This window comes from Methanolobus vulcani (assembly GCF_900100715.1).
Classification (GTDB): Archaea; Halobacteriota; Methanosarcinia; order Methanosarcinales; family Methanosarcinaceae; genus Methanolobus; species Methanolobus vulcani.
Genome location: NZ_FNCA01000012.1, coordinates 1 through 17,045 on the forward strand (window position 1 = coordinate 1; position 17,045 = coordinate 17,045).

At 38.8% G+C, this 17,045-nt stretch carries 15 protein-coding genes, 1 tRNA gene and 1 rRNA gene; 3 read left to right on the forward strand and 14 right to left on the reverse strand.

The window, feature by feature from the left end:
- The first annotated feature begins 95 nt into the window (after positions 1-95).
- Together BLP52_RS13155 and rrf are read left to right on the forward strand one after the other, a co-directional pair.
- A tRNA-Cys gene (locus BLP52_RS13155) sits at positions 96-167 on the forward strand.
- Positions 168-194: 27 nt separating this feature from the next.
- Positions 195-316 (forward strand): 5S ribosomal RNA (gene rrf / locus BLP52_RS13160).
- A 317-nt stretch (positions 317-633) separates the two neighbouring features.
- Here rrf and BLP52_RS13165 read toward each other — a convergent pair.
- A complete protein-coding gene (locus tag BLP52_RS13165) occupies positions 634-2,013 on the reverse strand; it encodes a sodium-dependent transporter (RefSeq protein WP_091710951.1) in 1,380 nt (459 codons plus the stop codon).
- Positions 2,014-2,141: 128 nt separating this feature from the next.
- Here BLP52_RS13165 and BLP52_RS13170 point away from each other — a divergent pair, with 128 nt between their 5' ends.
- Positions 2,142-3,575: a dihydrolipoyl dehydrogenase gene (locus tag BLP52_RS13170; RefSeq protein ID WP_091710952.1), complete on the forward strand. Its 1,434-nt coding sequence runs from the start codon at positions 2,142-2,144 to the stop codon at positions 3,573-3,575.
- A 35-nt stretch (positions 3,576-3,610) separates the two neighbouring features.
- Here BLP52_RS13170 and BLP52_RS13175 read toward each other — a convergent pair whose 3' ends face one another.
- The 13 genes from BLP52_RS13175 to BLP52_RS13240 all read right to left on the reverse strand — a co-directional run bounded on the left by BLP52_RS13175 (position 3,611) and on the right by BLP52_RS13240 (position 16,951).
- Positions 3,611-4,519: a glycine betaine ABC transporter substrate-binding protein gene (locus BLP52_RS13175; RefSeq protein WP_091710953.1), complete on the reverse strand. Its 909-nt coding sequence runs from the start codon at positions 4,517-4,519 to the stop codon at positions 3,611-3,613.
- A 63-nt stretch (positions 4,520-4,582) separates the two neighbouring features.
- On the reverse strand, positions 4,583-5,416 hold the full coding sequence (locus tag BLP52_RS13180; RefSeq protein ID WP_091710954.1) for an ABC transporter permease: 834 nt from the start codon (positions 5,414-5,416) through the stop codon (positions 4,583-4,585).
- On the reverse strand, positions 5,403-6,617 hold the full coding sequence (locus tag BLP52_RS13185; RefSeq protein WP_338011383.1) for a quaternary amine ABC transporter ATP-binding protein: 1,215 nt from the start codon (positions 6,615-6,617) through the stop codon (positions 5,403-5,405). Before BLP52_RS13185 ends, BLP52_RS13180 begins: the two co-directional genes overlap by 14 nt.
- Before the next feature lie 281 nt (positions 6,618-6,898).
- Positions 6,899-8,461: an alkaline phosphatase gene (locus BLP52_RS13190; protein WP_091710956.1), complete on the reverse strand. Its 1,563-nt coding sequence runs from the start codon at positions 8,459-8,461 to the stop codon at positions 6,899-6,901.
- 233 nt (positions 8,462-8,694) lie between these two features.
- On the reverse strand, positions 8,695-9,477 hold the full coding sequence (cofE, locus tag BLP52_RS13195; RefSeq protein ID WP_091710957.1) for a coenzyme F420-0:L-glutamate ligase: 783 nt from the start codon (positions 9,475-9,477) through the stop codon (positions 8,695-8,697).
- A complete protein-coding gene (gene thiC / locus BLP52_RS13200) occupies positions 9,477-10,724 on the reverse strand; it encodes a phosphomethylpyrimidine synthase ThiC (RefSeq protein WP_091710958.1) in 1,248 nt (415 codons plus the stop codon). Before thiC ends, cofE begins: the two co-directional genes overlap by 1 nt.
- A 2-nt stretch (positions 10,725-10,726) precedes the next feature.
- Positions 10,727-11,605 carry a methylenetetrahydrofolate reductase gene (locus BLP52_RS13205; protein ID WP_091710959.1) on the reverse strand — a complete coding sequence of 293 codons (879 nt, stop codon included), beginning with the start codon at positions 11,603-11,605 and terminating at the stop codon, positions 10,727-10,729.
- A gap of 32 nt (positions 11,606-11,637) precedes the next feature.
- Entirely contained in the window at positions 11,638-12,306 is a 669-nt protein-coding gene (locus BLP52_RS13210) for a hypothetical protein (RefSeq protein WP_091710960.1), read from the reverse strand.
- Positions 12,293-12,895, reverse strand: coding sequence for a hypothetical protein (locus tag BLP52_RS13215; RefSeq protein WP_091710961.1), 603 nt, complete (start codon positions 12,893-12,895; stop codon positions 12,293-12,295). The genes BLP52_RS13210 and BLP52_RS13215 overlap by 14 nt, the downstream gene beginning before the upstream one ends.
- A 267-nt stretch (positions 12,896-13,162) precedes the next feature.
- Complete coding sequence (locus tag BLP52_RS13220; RefSeq protein ID WP_091710962.1) at positions 13,163-14,095, reverse strand: ABC transporter ATP-binding protein; 933 nt, start codon at positions 14,093-14,095, stop codon at positions 13,163-13,165.
- The gene (locus BLP52_RS13225; protein WP_091710963.1) at positions 14,095-14,844 is read right to left on the reverse strand and encodes an ABC transporter permease; all 750 of its coding nucleotides are present in this window, start codon (positions 14,842-14,844) and stop codon (positions 14,095-14,097) included. The genes BLP52_RS13220 and BLP52_RS13225 overlap by 1 nt, the downstream gene beginning before the upstream one ends.
- Positions 14,845-15,795: 951 nt before the next feature.
- On the reverse strand, positions 15,796-16,353 hold the full coding sequence (locus BLP52_RS13235; protein ID WP_091710965.1) for a hypothetical protein: 558 nt from the start codon (positions 16,351-16,353) through the stop codon (positions 15,796-15,798).
- Positions 16,354-16,663: 310 nt separating this feature from the next.
- Positions 16,664-16,951, reverse strand: coding sequence for a hypothetical protein (locus BLP52_RS13240; RefSeq protein WP_091710966.1), 288 nt, complete (start codon positions 16,949-16,951; stop codon positions 16,664-16,666).
- Positions 16,952-17,045: the final 94 nt, after the last annotated feature.

The following is a 17,045-nucleotide window of genomic DNA, read 5'->3' on the forward strand; positions in this document are numbered from 1 at the left end:
CTTTGTCCAGGCGAAATCTGATATGTGTGTGTTGAGTATACACGGTTATTTCGATAAAGTTTATATACAATGGTTCCATCCATGTATCGCTCATTGCCAAGATGGCGGAGCGGCTACGCAATCGCCTGCAGAGCGATTCCATTCCGGTTCGAATCCGGATCTTGGCTTTAACTTTATCTTTCATCGTGAGTGAGTTTGGCGGCCATAGCGGCGGGGTAATTCCTGTACCCATCCCGAACACAGAAGATAAGCCCGCCAGCGTTCCTTACTGTACTGAAGTATGAGAGTCTTCGGGAAATACGGATCGCTGCCAACTCACTCACAATTAATCCTGCTTTTCTATTAACAATATTTTTATTCTACAAACAGTAACAACTTTAAACTTTTGGTTTTTCTGATAATTTTATTAGAAATTTTAATCATTAAATCGATATACAATTGGTTTTGTATGTATACGATTCTTCTCTTAAATAATCTTTCAATGAGCCCAGCCGATTTTATTATGGGGTATTATATTATATGTATTATATACTCAAAAGCACCTTTATAACATAAAGTCAGTACAAGAATTGTTTCTCTCTTGTTCAAAAATGGGGCTCAACAGCCCTCATTTTCTTTTTTGAAAAACTGTGTTTATTTGAACAGATTTATCCATCCCTGTACGAGTATTACAAGGATCACCAATGGAAGCACATATCTTGCGTAATACTTAGACCATTCTGGTATTTTCTTTCCAATTCCCGTGTTTGCTTCAGTAAGGAAATTATCCCATCCCCAGCCCCTTTTCAAGGCACAGAACAATACTATTGAAATCGCACCAATTGGCAGAATGTTATAGCTAAAAATAAAATCTTCAAGATCAAGAATTCCACTTCCCGGTCCAAATGGTTGAATACTGCTCAACGGGCCAAAGCTCAGTGCACATGGGAGTGAAAGAACAAATATTCCGATCCCATCGACAAGTGCAGCCTTTTTACGGCTCCATCCCCATTCATCCATTGTAAATGCCATTATATTCTCAAAAATTGCAATAACAGTTGACATTGCAGCAGATGAAAGAAAAACAAAGAACAGAAATCCCCACATTATTCCCCATTTCATATTATTGAAAATATTAGGGAGCGTGACGAAAAGAAGCTCAGGCCCCGATCCGGCATCCACTCCAAAAGCAAATGCTGCAGGGAAAATAACAAGACCTGCAAGCAGTGCAATCGAAGTATCAAGAACAACAACATTCATGGCTTCTCCAGACAAAGCTCTTTCTTTTCCAATATAGCTGCCAAAAATAGCCATTCCTCCGGCACCAGTGCTTAATGTAAAAAATGCCTGTCCCATTGCAGCATAAACTGCATCCCGGTTTATCAGGCTAAAATCAGGTTTCAGATAAAAGAGAATACCAGCAGATGCTCCTTCAAGACTTACAGATTTAAAGACTAGGATTATTAATATGACAAACATCCCTGCCATAAGTCTTTTACTGATCTTCTCCGCACCGTTCTGAAGTCCTCTGGAACAAACCCAGAATCCAGAGATTACAACAATTCCCATCCAGAATACTATTTCCTTTGGGTTGCTAAGGAAATTTCCAAAGAAATCACCAACTTCCTGTGGGCTAAGTCCGTTAAAACTTCCAGTGATTGAATAATATATGTATGCAATTCCCCATCCTGCAACTGTTGTATAGAACATAACAAGAATTATATTTCCAACAATTCCCATGTACCCAAAAAGATGCCATTTAGTTCCAGAAGGTTCAAGTTTTCTCATGGCTCCTGCAATATTAAGTTTTCCTGCTCTTCCAATGGAATACTCCATGAGAAGTATTGGAAATCCAAGCAGTAGAAGAAATGCAAGATAAATAACTACAAAGGCCGCTCCTCCATATTTACCTGTTATATATGGAAAGCGCCAGATATTTCCAAGTCCAATGGCACATCCTGCTGATATCAGAAGGAATCCCAGTCTGCTGGCAAGTTGTTCTCTTTCATCATTTTTGTTTTTGTCATATTGCATAGCTTCTCTGTCTATTATGTTTGCATATATAATATATTTATACAACGGTTTTGACAGACAAAAATCTATCAGAAATAATTATACGGGTAAAGGTCAATGTTTACAGGATATCGTATGTGGGGAATTTAATGAAAGAATATGATCTGATTGTAATTGGCTCTGGTTCAGGTATGAATTATGTAAATGCAATGCTTGATGCAGATCCTGAAATGAAAGTTGCCTTGATAGACAAAGACGAACCAGGAGGAATATGTCTTACAAGAGGCTGCATCCCTTCAAAGATGCTTCTCTATCCTGCAGAACTTGTAAGAAACATTGAAAAAGCAGAGAATTTTGGTATCAAAGCTTCAATCGCGGATATTGATTTTAAAGCTGTAATGGATAGGATGCGCTCTACAATATCTTCAGACATCGAAGACATAAAACATAGCTATACACATATTCCTCGTCTGGATTTCTATAACGAGGCTGCAGAGTTCGTTTCACCCTACACCATGAAAGTAGGTGATGAAACCATCAACTCCAAAATGATTTTCCTGTGTACAGGCTCAAAACCGGCAATTCCACCGGTAAAAGGACTTGATGATGTGGAATATCTCACAAGTGACGATGTCTTGAGACTAACAGAGCTCCCGGAAAGCCTTGCCATAATCGGTGGAGGGTACATTGCAGCGGAATATGGTCATTTCTTCTCAGCCATGGGTTCAAAGGTTACTATAATTGGAAGAAATGCAAGGATAATACCTGAAGAAGAACCAGAAGTTTCCACCCTTGCAAAGAAAATGATGTCAGAGTATATGGACATTCTTACCAATTGTGAGGTTGTGGAAGTAAAAAACTCACCTGAAGGTAAGCTTGTGATTGCAAAAGACCGCAAAACCGGTGAAGAAAAAGAAGTTGTTGCTTCTGTAATACTTGTGGCAACAGGCAGGGCTCCGAATACCGATATTCTCAAACCAGAACTTGGGGGCGTCGAAACTGATAAACATGGCTGGATAAAGGTAAATGAACATCTTGAAACATCACAACCCAACGTATGGGCTTTTGGTGACGCGAACGGAAAGTATCTTTTCAAGCATGTTGCAAATCATGAATCAACTGTTGTCTACTACAATGCTGCTCTGAAAAAGAAAGCAAAGGTAGACTATCATGCCGTGCCTTACGCTGTCTTCTCTCATCCTGAGATCGCAGGGGTTGGCATGACCGAGAAGCAGGCCATCGAAGACTACGGAGAAGACAAGATAATTCTAGGTTACTATCGCTTTCAGGATACTGCAAAAGGAATAGCCATGTCGCTTACCGATGAGTTTGTTAAGATAATTCTAGATAATGATACTCAGAAGATTCTCGGTGCTCATATCATAGGTCCTGATGCGTCGGTTCTTATTCACGAGATAATTCCTGTTATGTACACCGAAGAACAGGCTGCCGGTCCTATTATGTACTCAATGGATATTCATCCGTCACTTAGTGAAGTCATCAAAAGAGCATTCTATTCAAGAATCCCACTCAATGAATACCATATGATAATGCAGGCTTATGGATTGGAAGAAACAGAGTAATTAATAATATCTAAAAAAGGAAATATGAGAGAACTTTAGTTCTCTCCTAACCATTCGTTGACTTTATCCGGGTTTGCATCTACCCATTTCTGAGCAGCTTCTTCCTCAGGTACACCATCTGCAAGATCAGACATTACAGACTGGATATCATCGTGAGTCCAGTGGAATCTGCTAATTATTCCGTAAAGTTCAGGGTCATCTTCTGCGAGTCCTTTTCTTGCGAGTGTTTCTACATGGTCAGCCTGTCCATAAACACCATTTGGATCATCAAGGTATTTCAGGTCAAAGCTGTTAAATGCCCAGTGAGGTGACCAGAGAGTTACAACAACCCATTTCCCATCTTCTATTGAGTTCTTAAGTTCAGCTGTCATTCCTGCACTGCTGCTTGCAACAAGTTCGTAATCAAGGCTATAGTTCTCAATTGCAGTTTCGGTTGTTGACATGATGCCTGCTCCCGGATCAATACCAATGATCTCACCATTGAACTGATCCTTATGAGCATTTAGTTCATCAATAGAATCAATTGTCACATATGTTGGAACAACAAGACCGATGCGGCAGTCTTCAAGATTCACTGCAACACTATCGATTTCATTTCCATACTGTTCCCAGTAATTCTTCTGGGTCTGTGGAAGCCATGCGGAAGTTGTAAAATCGAACTGACTGTCTGCAAGTCCCTGATAGAGTGCACCTGCGTCAACAGCAATTATATCAACATTATAACCTGCTTTTTCAAGAACAAGTTTCATAACATTAGTACTGGCAATCTCCCCATCCCAGAGAACATAACCAATTGTTGCTTCTTTTGTAACCGGGGTTGTTTCTTGTACTGTTCCATTGTTCGTATTGTCTGCATTAGTAGTGTTCTGGCCAGCACATCCGCTTACAATGACAAGCATTGCAAGCATCAGTATGACTGTAATTATTTTTGTTTGCTTTTTCATATTATCACAACGTTAATTAAAGGTATAAAGGCCACTTGGGGCCCTTATTTCTGTTTTGTACTGTTACTTTTTAGGCGTGAGACTTTGTGTCAGCCTGTCAAGTATAATGGCAATTATCACAATTCCAAGACCTGCTTCGAATCCCTGCCCAATGTTTACTCTCTGGATTCCTACAAGAACCTGGTAACCAAGTCCTCTTGCACCGATCATAGCTGCGATAACAACCATTGATAGTGAAAGCATGATACACTGGTTTACACCCGCCATAATTGTAGGTAGAGCAACGGGAAGTTCAACTTTGAAGAGCTTTTGTATTGAAGTTGTTCCAAAAGCAGTTGCAACTTCTTCTAGTTCTACAGGAACCTGGCGGATACCCAGATTTGTCAGGCGAATTGCAGGTGGCATTGCAAACACGATTGTTGCCACAAGACCGGGAACATTTCCAAGTCCAAAGAAGATAACTGCAGGTATCAGGTAAACAAAAGAAGGCATTGTCTGCATGAAATCCAGTATCGGTTTGACAATATGGAAAATCGTTTCATTCTTTGCAGCTATGATTCCTGTTGGAATAGCAATTAACAAAGCCACAAGGGCCGACGATAATACAAGGGCAATGGTTTCCATGGAAAGTGTCCACAATCCCATGCTATCAATTAGTAATAACCCGAATGCGCTTCCAATTGCAAGTTTGATATTTTTCCTGGAAATGAGGTAAATAAGAATTGTAGCCACAATGATGAATGCAAAAGGTGGTAAAAATAACAAAGCATCCTTAAAACTGGATATTAAGATGTCGATGATATTACTGAAAATATCCATCAAAAAACCGAATTTGTCATTCAGCCAGTAAACTCCTGATTCTACAGTTTCCCCTATGGGAAGGTCAGGTAAGATCATTCTGATCATCCTCCGTGATCGCCAGAGCACCAAGTATGCTGCCTCTGACAATTACTCCTATGAGTTTGTTGTTTTCATTAATTACCGCAAGCGGACTGGAAGAGTCTGACATTACAGGAATGATTTCCTTGATAGGTACGTCAGGTTTCACAGACAGAATATCTGTAACTAAAACATCTTGTATTGTTTTTTTGTCTTTCACTGCCGCAACGGCATCATCTATGAAGAGTATCCCCTTGACGGTCTTTTCAGGATCAACCACAAATATCGAGGATATTCCGTGTTTCTTCATAAGCTGAAGTGCAACTTTAAGTCCTGAGTTGATAGAAACAACAGGTTCAGGTCTTTTCATCACATTTTCAGCAGTAAGTATTTTAGTCCTGTCAACTCCGGCAACGAATTCTGAAACGTAATCATCTGCTGGGTCAGTAAGTATCTCCTCTGCAGTACCTATCTGGGCGATGATACCATCCTTCATGATGGCGATACGGTCACCGAGTTTCAGTGCTTCGTCAAGATCGTGTGAAACAAAGACAATGGTTTTTTTCATCTTATCCTGAAGTGCAAGTAGCTCATCCTGCATCTCTGATCTGATAAGAGGGTCAAGCGCACTGAATGCTTCATCCATAAGCAGGACATCAGGGTCAGTAGCAAGTGCCCTTGCAAGTCCTACTCTCTGTTGCATTCCTCCGCTTAACTGTGATGTTTTACTTGATTCATAACCTTTAAGCCCGACTTTAGCGATTGCTTCTTCAGCTTTTGCATACCTTTCTTCTTTTGAAACTCCCTGTATCTCAAGACCAAAAGCCACGTTGTCGATAACAGTTCGGTGAGGCAGGAGTGCGAATCCCTGGAATACCATACTTAGCTTTTTTCTCCTGGTTTCCCGGAGTTCCTTATCGTCCATGGTGGCAATATCGTCACCATCGATCAGAATGTGTCCGTCACTTGGCTCAATCAGACGGTTAAGGCAGCGTAAAAGAGTTGATTTTCCTGAGCCAGAAAGTCCCATAAGCACAAAAGTTTCTCCTTCATAAACATCAAAACTGACATTGTACAGACCAACCGTCTGTTTTGTCCTTTCGAATATTTCCTGTTTAGAGACGCCTTGCTCTACTAATGAGATTGCTTTTTGAGGGTGTTTGCCAAAGATCTTGACAAGATTACGAATTTCTATTTTCTTTTTTCTATGAATTGTAATACCTCAATTTGAATTACGATCATTTGAATTAGTTGCCTATATTTTTGACTTGACAACCCTATATTAATGTATCGTTTAATTTTTGTCTAAATAAGTTCTATTATGTTTGATTTTGCCAAAATAAGCTCAAAAACTAATTTTCTGTGTATTATTATAATAGTAGCGCAGAGGGACTATATTCATTTATATATAATTCTTATTTGCTTGAATAAAAGACATTATCACAAAAGAAAAGGGATAATATCCCTTTTTGGTAAAGAAATCAGATAAATTCTGATATTTTATCTTTTGAATTTGCCGTTAATTAACCACTTGTTGTTCTTACTCTTTAAGATATCGACAGCTTCCTGTGGAATGAATACTTTTCCGTTTCCATCGTCTGCTTTTGGAGCATATACTACAACACCATTGAGTTCGATCTCATCTCCACTGCCAATGGTCATAATATCCTTGTTTACAGGAAGTTCGGCCACCTTGTCCTCGTATGTGATTACAAGTACGGGGTTCTTTGCATCTGTTGTATCAAGTTCCCACATTCCCGGGAATGCTTCTTCTACATCTACAAAGAGCTTGTCACTTACGTCATCAAGGACAAACCCAAACTCATCAGCTACATATGTTGCAAGTTCTGTGTTGTCGAAAAGACCTATTGGCCTGTCAGGACCGTATGACCAGAGAGGTACATCTCCACCGGTGTGTCCGCCTGTTGTCCATCCAATCTCATTGTCGCTGTCTTCTGCTACAAGTGGGTCAATGAGTTCTTCAACTGTGAGGTCTGTGTAGGATGTTTCTCTGTTTCCGATTGTCATTCCACCTGTGTTGTGATCAGGGAAAACAATTACCAGAGTATGTCCGTCCTCTTCTGCGAAGTCAACAGCTGCTTTTACAGCTTCATCAAATGCAAGGAAATCAGTTACCATGTATACAGGATCATTTGCGTGTCCTGCCCAGTCAACCTGACTTCCTTCTACCATAAGGAAGAAACCATCCTGGTCTTCTGAAAGAAGATCAATAGCTTTTGTGGTCATTTCTGCAATTGTTGGTTTTTCATCCACGCGGCTCATTTCTGGAGACATAGCTGCTCCTGCAAACATTCCCCATACTTTTCCGTATTCAAGTTTTTCAAGTTCGCTTGATGTTGTAATGAACTGGTAGTTTCTGCTTTGAAGGACATCAATTAAGTTTTCTCCGTCACCACGGGCTTCATAGAGGTAGTCTTCTCCACCGGCAAGTACTACGTCAACATCCTCGTAGACCATCTGCTCAATAATGTCATCATAAGACTTTCTTGAATCGACGTGTGAAGCAAAAGCTGCAGGTGTAGCATGTGGAATCTCTGAGGTTGCAACAAGGCCTGTTGCCTTTCCTTCAAGTTTCGCACCTTCAAGAACAGTTGCAAGTGGTACATATTGTTCAGCCACTTCAGATTCATCGATTGTGCTGAGAAGTGTGTCATATTCTGGACCTACACTGAGGAATCCGTTAGATGTCTTATAACCAGTTGAAAAAGCAGTTGCAGCAGATGCAGAGTCAGTAATTATTGAATCTGCCATGTATGTCTTGACCATTCCAGAAACCATGCTGTCAAGCTGAAGGTCTTCGCCACTGTACCAGCGAGCAAGTGTCTGGACACTCTGGTCACATCCGTCAGGTACCATTACAATAATGTTTTTGATCTTCTTTTCTGAATTCTGGTTAGAATTGTACTGGCCTGAGTTTTTGTAATCATCATCATAGTTCCAGTTGTTGTCATTGTTCTTGCCAGCCACAGCAGAAGCTGCACTTCCAAGAACGAGCATGCATATAACAAATAACGCAAATAGTATATTGTGTCTCTTATCCATCAAATCACCAACCTCTTTTGAGGTTCACTGGCTTGTTTTTGGTGTAGGGACATTTGAACTTTCTACCAATAGATTATGTAGCTGAATTTTTTATTTTCTTTATTAGTAGTGCTATATACTACGTTGATAATAAAATAGTTCCGTTAGAACTCAAAAATCTATATAGTTCTATAACTGCGTAGCATGTTTTTTTAAGATCAAAGAAATAATAACATGAAAAAGAAACTGAAAAGCTAGGCTTTTCTTATATTACTGTAATACATGCATTCTTCCCTGCTGAAAAGTGGCATGTCAATATCATCATCAACTACCTGGGCAGGTGACCCTCTTACAAGTACAGCAGGTACACTTTCCCCGGCTTCTCCCATAAGAAGCTGAGCAGCAGAAACAAGATTATCAGCAACTGCTTTGCGGGTGATTGTCATCTCTTTTCCAAAGAGGTCAAAAGTTCCCCTTGCATCCTCAACAGGAACCATTCCGGAAGTTCCAAGTGCAATTCCAACACACCCAAGTCTCAGAGGCTGTGTACGGCTGTCACCGACGATAACTCCAATGTTGCGTTTGCAACGTTCTTTGATCTCTCTTCTGATCCTGCCAGCACTTTTCTGTGCATTTTCAGGAAGAAGAACTACATATCCTTCAGGTGCATTGGAAGCATCAATACCGGCATTAGGAGCAAGTGTTCCTTTGGTAATGGTAAGTGCAGCTCCCGGAACGCCTCCGAATATCTCATCGCATTCCTGAAGTATCAGTTCCATTTCCCTGACATCAAGCTGGTATTTTTCAGCAAGCTCTTCTGCTTTTTCTCCGGGAATAATATCATCAAGGCGCACAAGCCGTCCTTCGGCTGTTGCAACTGGTGATTCGGCAATGATGAGAATGTCATTATCCTTAAAAATCAATCCTTGCTTTTCAAGTGAATCAATGATCTTCTCTGCAATGTTGTCTCCGGGTTTAATTAGCGGAGTTTTTATCCCAAACATTTGCAGGGATGGGAAAGATGGCTCATCTGGCATTAGTTCTCTCCTGTAAGATAGTTTTTCATAATTTTGATGGCACAGTAATCTCCACACATGGAACATGGCCCTTCATCAGGACACATCTGTGCAGGTCTGGTAGGGTCTATAGCAAGTTCTGCCTGTCCTCTCCAGTCAAAGTTTGCTCTCTTTTCAGCTAGCATCAGGTCAGCATCAGTTAATCCATATTTCATGGAATCTCCGATGTGAGCTGCAATCCTGAATGCAATAAGTCCTTCTTTAACCTGTTGCGGGTTTGGAAGTGAAAGATGTTCTGCAGGTGTAATGTAACAGAGATAATCTGCTCCGGCACCACTGGCCATACTTGCGCCAACTGCTCCTGCAATATGGTCGTATCCAACAGCAATATCAGTAGGAAGTGGTCCTGCAACAAACAATGGAAAATCAGCTTTTTCCTTGTATAATTTCACAGAATCCCGAATGTCAGATGCCTGAATGTGTCCCCCCATTCCGTTGATTATAACTTGCACGCCCATTTCATTTGCTCTTTTAGCAAGTGCTGCATTAGTTTCAATTTCCATTAACTGGGCACTATCTTTCAGGTCATGTACGCATCCGCTTCGCATTGTATTTCCAAGTGACAGGACGACATCATTCTCCCTAAGTATCTCCATTATCTCGTCAAAATGCTCAATGAAAGGATTCTCACATTCATTAAGAAGCATGAAACTGCTGGTAAAGGAGCCACCTTTTGAAACCATTCCCATAACCCTGCCTGTGTCTTTGAGTTGTTCAAGCATCTCCTTTTCCACGCAATGAAGCAGCACTGAACTTACTCCTTCATCAACATGTTTTTTCAGGTAGGAAAGAATGTCATCGGTAGTTACATTCTCCATTCCACATTCAACTATTGTCTGGTAAATAGGAACAGTTGTTACAGGAAGTTCTGTGTTCTCAAACACCATTTTCCTGATGGCAGAGATATCTCCTCCCATTGACAGATCAGTAATTGTAGCCGCTCCGTATTGCTGTGCGATCTTCACCTTTTCGATCTCTGCTTCAGGGTCAATTGCAGCTGATGATGTTCCCAGGTTAACATTGATCTTGGTGCTGGCACCTTTGCCGATCGCAACAGGCGGGCACCCTTTGCGAGTCATTATAACAAGGCTGCCGTTTGCAACTCTTTCCAGAACAAGTTCTTTATCAATATTCTCTTTTTTTCCAATTTCCAGCATCTCAGGTGTGAGGGTGCCCTCTTTTGCATGGTCGATCTGCGTTTTTGTCATTATTATTTCTTCCTGATATCGGCCAGTTCAAGTATGGTTGGTGTATTGTTATGTTTGCCAATTGGCATAAGGTGAATTCCACGACAGAGCTTTTGCAGCTCTTTTATTGCCTCTGCACAAATGGCCACTCCTTCTTCCATTGGTCTTTCAGCTGAGTCCATTCTCTCTATAATCTCATCAGGCACGCTTATTCCAGGAATGTTCCCGTTCATAAACCGTGCCATGTTTGCAGACCTGAGTGGAATAACTCCGGCAATAATCGGGACTTCAATGTCTCCGATGGATTCCATGAAGTCTTCGAACATAGAAATATCATAAACAGCCTGCGTCTGCATGAAATCAATGCCTGTTTTGACCTTCTTTCGCAGTTTCATCATCTGTGCTTTTTTGGAAGGATCAGTATTTGTCACAGCTCCCACAACAAACTGCGGCGGATTATCAATGACATTGCCTGCAAGATCGAGACCTTCCTGCATCTTCCTTATGATATTCAGAAGCTGCACGGAGTCCAGGTCATAGACCGGTCTTGCTTTAGGATGATCTCCTTTTGTTGTGTGATCACCTGTCATAATGCAGATGTTCCTGATGCCCATGGAGTATGCCCCAAGCAGATCGGATTGCAGTGCAAGCCTGTTCCTGTCCCTGCATGTAAGTTGCATGATAACCTCATGACCGCTGTCAAGGAGAGCTTTACTCACTGCCAGTGGACTCATACGCATAATAGCTTTCTGGTTGTCAGTTACATTGAGAGCGTCTACCCACCCTCTTGTGAGTTCCGCATCAGAAAGCATCTCTGCAAGGTCTGTTCCCTTTGGAGGGCTGACCTCTGCTGTTATCAGAAAATCGTTTGATGTGAGTTTATCTTTGAAGGTCCGGGACATCGGGGAATTATATGTATGTCAGGGTTTTAAAATCATCGCAGGAGGGAATCTAGTTTCTTTTTCAAGAGTAAGTATTTCTCTTCGTTTTCAGGATAAAGGTTGATTTCTCCAGGCTTGATATTTATTTTGATGGCTTTTGGATAATGGGACATTCTATATGCATTTATGAAAATTATTATGCACATCAGAGGGACAAAGATTGATCTTATAATTATTTGTAAATCTATATTTCCAATTCTACGCGTGTTATCCAAGGAAAAATATGTTGTCGCCAGTATCGCTGAACCTAAAAATAAAAAATATGGTATCTTATATTTGTACAAGAAATTGTTAAAATCAGAGATATCTATGATTTTTTCCACAGGTATTGTCGTTTCTCTGAAAAATGGTTTTTTTATTCTCACTTCATCAGAGTAGATTGATATTTTATAAAGTGCTAGCAAATAGATTGTTGCTAAAATGCACGCACTTATAATCGTAATTCCCCATTCTGTGAAGATATGTATATAGAATAACTCCATAAAAAATAACATCACTAATGCTGTAGACACGGTGACTACTACGAATATCACTTGAAAGTCTACCATGCTCAAAGGTACTTTCATTTTGACGACATCGTTTGCTTTGTTCTGATCAACAATTTGTTGAGATGATTTAAAATTTGAATTGCTTTGTTTTGTCTCCATGTCATGCAGTTTCATGTGTTTCAATTATCCTTTTCAGTTCTTCAGGTTCCTTTGAGTAAAATATGAAGTTGGATTTGTCGGTATCTACTCTCAGCAAATTTGAGTATGGAAGTCTTTTCAGTAGATTTATAATAACTACTGCTTCCAGGAATATAAGCCAGAAATCATAAAGGAATAGATTTATTCCTTCCATTAATGAAACTCCTGCTATCCCATAAAAGAAGTCTTGCCCGGATTTGTAACTTATATATATTGTAAGAAAAAGTAATATGGTTACTATTGCCAAACGATATGCGTAGTTTCTATTCTTCTTTATTTGCACATCTTTTATGTCTTTCTTGTTAATCACCAGAGGACTCATAAGAGGTCTGTGAATTATTATCATGTGGGGATCTATCTCAACCTGTGTCCGTTCTTTAATAAGAAGGATGATGAATCCCATGTACCAGATTACATAAATCAGTATTTTGCATTCTGAAGTTCGCAGGCACAGAGCATAGAGTATTAAAGTTGCTACTATCATGGGGACAAGAACTTTTAACATGCTTTTGTCAAAGGTCATGTCCAGTTGCATCTTTTGTTTAAACTGGTTGTCTGTGTTCATTTTAGCAATCTCTTCTCAAATTAGAACCTGGCATTTCAATAGATCATTTGTATCATCAGGAAGTTGGGGGAGCAAGGCCACATGTATGTGAGTCTAATCGGATTACATTGCGACCTTGCAGTTGGTACATTGGGTTCCCACGGACTTTCTATATTTGTGGGGGACAATACTAAAAAAACATTAATTTATTTATGTATTATGGCCAAAGATTCAAACTGTTTGGTATGGATCAATTATAAAAAAGTACAGGGATGATCAGAAATCTCTTTATTCTTTCATTTCTGTTGCACTGAGGTATGCATCTTCCAGTGAAAGGGAGTTCTCGATAAGTTTGAATACCTGTCCTCCGTTGTTCACAATTAATTTGTTAAGTTCCGGTTTAACATCTGTTTTAGAGTTAACATAGATCTCCAGAATATTCTTCTCTTTTAATTCGGTCTTTACAACGTATTCCACACCTTCTACTAAAGATACTATTTCAGGTGACATGTTGTAAATTCCAACTGTAATTACTCCATTTGACTCAAGCCGTCGGATATCTCCGATTGTTCCTTCGGTGATAAGCCTGCCATTCTTCAGGATTCCTATATGGGTGCAGATCTCCTGAATTTCCAGAAGGTTGTGGGATGAGGCGAATATTGTAATTCCATTATCATTGCAGTCACGGATTATCTGTTTGACCTGTCGCACTCCAACAGGGTCGAGACCATTTGTGGGTTCGTCGAGAATGAGTATTTTCGGGTCATTTAAAAGGGCCTGTGCAATGCTTAATCGCTTTTTCATTCCATGGGAAAAAGAGCCTACTTTTTTTGTCATCTCGTTTTCAAGGCCGACACGTTCCAGTAAAAGCATTGATTGTTCCTGTCCTTCATCTTTGCTAAGACCTTTCAGTCTGGCAAAATAATTCATCTGGCTGAGGGCAGTTCGTTCATCATAAAACTCAGAGTCCTGCGGAACCAGACCCAATATATTTTTGATTTTGTCAGCTTCCAGGGACAGATCCATATTATCAATAAGTATCTGACCACCATTTGGAATTGAAAGTCCTGATAGTATTTTGATGGTGGTGGTTTTTCCTGCGCCATTCTGTCCCAGAAATCCGTATATACTTCCCTTTTCCACGTCAAAGGACAGATCTTCCAGTACGTATCTTGGGCCATATTTTTTGTACAGGTTCTTAATGGAGATTGCTGTTGCCATTATAGATCTCTCCTTTTAAATACTAATACATCAATGGATAAAGTGGCAATTATAAAGACCAACATTGAAAAGAGGTTCTTGATTATATTGAAATAGTCATTTTCTCCGGGGAGATTTTTCATCGTTTCTGAAACAGCAAAAGCATAATAGGGGGGAGTTAAGTATCTCAAATACTCGATGCCACCCTGCATAAAGAAGTATATGGTAATTCCCAGTAGTACTGCTGACATCGTAAATGCTATTTTGTTATTTCCTGACAGAATTGACACAAAAGTAAAGATACTGATAAAGCATCCCAGATACAGACTTGAAAATAGCCAGAAAAATATCATTTTCTGCAGGTCAAAGACGTTGCCTGATGTGAAATTATCTACCTGTCCTACAATTGCAACAATAAAAGTAAGGAATGCAAATATTATGAATAAAAAACAAAACTTGCCAAGCACAAAAGATGCTCTGTCAATTTTTGAAATTATATATCTGACCGTTCCATTTTCAACTTCATTGCTTATGCTGTCAAATGCTGTAACAAGTATGAAAAAAGGTCCGATGATCAGTATTATCATGAAAGAAATATAGGTGAACGGAATATTACCCGGATCTGAAAACAGGAATGCTAAAGATGTGCTGTAGTGCATTGCCAGAATACAAATGAATGCCAATGCACTGCTGAAAAACCATACATGCCTGCTTTTTACCCCTCTTAATATCTCGTCCTGGGCAACAATTCTTATTTTAGATATATTCATGTTATCAGTCCGTTCTATTATCACTGATGTTGCATGCGACAAATGCTGCAAATGATCCAATATCGAATGAATTAAAATATTAATAACTACAAACCCACTTAATAATGCTGTGGCTGCAATCTTCAATTAATATGTTCTATATCCTCGCTGCATTATGATTATATGTTTTTCTTCTAATAGTTGAAGTGATTGAATAGGTGGTTATAGCAATTACCAAAATACCAAAAATGAAAGACAAATTCTCAAAATCTGTTATCTTTTATCGTATGTATTTGTTCATATGTCCAAAAAAAGACTATAGACACAATTCCAAGAATTGTTATTCCTTTTAGTATAGGTAAAACTGGATACTTAAGAACAGAGTAACGAGCAAGAATGAAAATTGAGCATGTAATATAGAAAAAAATCCAATTTTTTAGATTAATTATATATGTATCATTTTTTATGAAGAAAATCTTTGATACTTTATCGGCAACAATTATCAGAACTAGTATCCAAAATATCTGATTTATGTTATACATTATGGAACTGTAAATATATACCAGGTATATTAATGTTAGAAATGCAATTATTTTTATCTGAATTTCTGAGTTTCTCTTATTTGTTTCATCTTTTATATTAAGTGCATGTTTTAGTATCAAATTTATAGAAGAATTTTCCAAATTCTCTTTCCTCCTATACCAAACCATAATAGTGAAGTGAATTATAGTAATTAATAGCGGCAGAGTAAATTGAACGGATGTTTCTATTGAAATGTAGCCTTCCAGTTTAACTAAACCAACAATCAGGAAAGAAAAAAATAAACTGGAATAGAACGCCAGATTTCTTCCTTTACAATTGCATTCATTTAATCCTTCCCCTCAAAATCTACAAAATAAAATATCGCTGATTATGTTTTCATCGATGTTGCTGTTACATAACCCTAATTTTCAAAATTGATGTAGTGCTTTTTTAATCATAAACTTGATCATCTGAACTAGGAGGAGTCCCACTGGAATCCACATCTACATTACGGTATACAACATCAACTTCCATTTTTTCCCCATTTCGTCTTATCTCCCCTGCTTGTTCAATTATGTATTTTATGTTTAGTATGCCCCCGAAATCTACCCAGCCAATTACTCCCGCTTCTGATGCTGTAAAACGAGCTTTGCTTTTAGAATAGCCAACGACATTTCCATTGTAGATATATATCTCTGGCTTACTTCCTTCATTCATAAGTATGCCGGGTTCTAATTCTAATTTGTATTCTTTCCCGGATAACTGAATAGTAATTTTGCCAGAATCTGCATCTTTCATGAAAGCTACAGGGTCAACAGTGACAATATCATATTTCGTTATTGAATCGAACCTCTGTAAATTGACTCCATCATCTCCATTAATTTCTATTTTTTCAAAATGCACATTTTGTGAAGTTTCGTTTGATGATTCTACTGCTTTCTCATTTATAACTATCAGAGAAACGAATACCAGTACAAAACAAATTATTATAATTTGTTTATTATTCATTTATCTCTCGCCTTGCCTTTATACGCTTTTGAGCCGAAATAACTCTATAATCTTATGTTGATATATGGTGCATATTATTGCAATGTAGTCGTTTCATTTTTTATTTAACTATTATGGCCAGAGCTCAAACTGAAAATACTATAGTTCAATTTTTTGATGCAAAAAGACACCAGTAATAAACAACTTCAAAAAAAGAAAATAGAAGGCTATGGATAACCTCAGCCGATTTCATAAGATGCTACAAGCACTTCTCATGTATTTACATCAATAACAAGATTCATGTTCTACCGGATATTGCATACAAAATGAATTAGCGATTTTCCATTGCGATCGTGATCCTGTAAAGAAGTGATGACAAAACTATCACTGCAACCACCCACAAGATGCCGGTTTCAACCAACATTCTGGAAAAATCCGCACCTGATATGTCCATCAGGTACAAGGAGCCCGTTACATATCCAACCTTAAAAATATCATTTTGAAATCGGGAGCGTTTCATGTCCGGATCATTATCAAAATACTTGTCCTGCAACAAATAATATAATTTATACAGTATCACGGATTCTATTAAAAAAACAAGACTTGATAGCATATCCATATTAAGATCTCCGATTTTGATTATTGTGAGTGTGATCTCATTTTATATTAGTTAGAAACTATGCCTGTATTAGATCAATTTGAAATGATCGTAT

Bases quoted from the DNA above. Each gene is read 5' to 3' on its own strand.
- BLP52_RS13215 (WP_091710961.1), bottom strand. From the start codon at position 12,895: ATGAACACAGACAACCAGTTTAAACAAAAGATGCAACTGGACATGACC.
- BLP52_RS13180 (WP_091710954.1), bottom strand. From the start codon at position 5,416: ATGATCTTACCTGACCTTCCCATAGGGGAAACTGTAGAATCAGGAGTT.
- thiC (WP_091710958.1), bottom strand. From the start codon at position 10,724: ATGACAAAAACGCAGATCGACCATGCAAAAGAGGGCACCCTCACACCT.
- BLP52_RS13225 (WP_091710963.1), bottom strand. From the start codon at position 14,844: ATGAATATATCTAAAATAAGAATTGTTGCCCAGGACGAGATATTAAGA.
- BLP52_RS13205 (WP_091710959.1), bottom strand. From the start codon at position 11,605: ATGTCCCGGACCTTCAAAGATAAACTCACATCAAACGATTTTCTGATA.
- BLP52_RS13220 (WP_091710962.1), bottom strand. From the start codon at position 14,095: ATGGCAACAGCAATCTCCATTAAGAACCTGTACAAAAAATATGGCCCA.
- BLP52_RS13165 (WP_091710951.1), bottom strand. From the start codon at position 2,013: ATGCAATATGACAAAAACAAAAATGATGAAAGAGAACAACTTGCCAGC.
- BLP52_RS13190 (WP_091710956.1), bottom strand. From the start codon at position 8,461: ATGGATAAGAGACACAATATACTATTTGCGTTATTTGTTATATGCATG.
- BLP52_RS13175 (WP_091710953.1), bottom strand. From the start codon at position 4,519: ATGAAAAAGCAAACAAAAATAATTACAGTCATACTGATGCTTGCAATG.
- BLP52_RS13235 (WP_091710965.1), bottom strand. From the start codon at position 16,353: ATGAATAATAAACAAATTATAATAATTTGTTTTGTACTGGTATTCGTT.
- cofE (WP_091710957.1), bottom strand. From the start codon at position 9,477: ATGCCAGATGAGCCATCTTTCCCATCCCTGCAAATGTTTGGGATAAAA.
- BLP52_RS13240 (WP_091710966.1), bottom strand. From the start codon at position 16,951: ATGGATATGCTATCAAGTCTTGTTTTTTTAATAGAATCCGTGATACTG.
- BLP52_RS13210 (WP_091710960.1), bottom strand. From the start codon at position 12,306: ATGAAACTGCATGACATGGAGACAAAACAAAGCAATTCAAATTTTAAA.
- BLP52_RS13170 (WP_091710952.1), top strand. From the start codon at position 2,142: ATGAAAGAATATGATCTGATTGTAATTGGCTCTGGTTCAGGTATGAAT.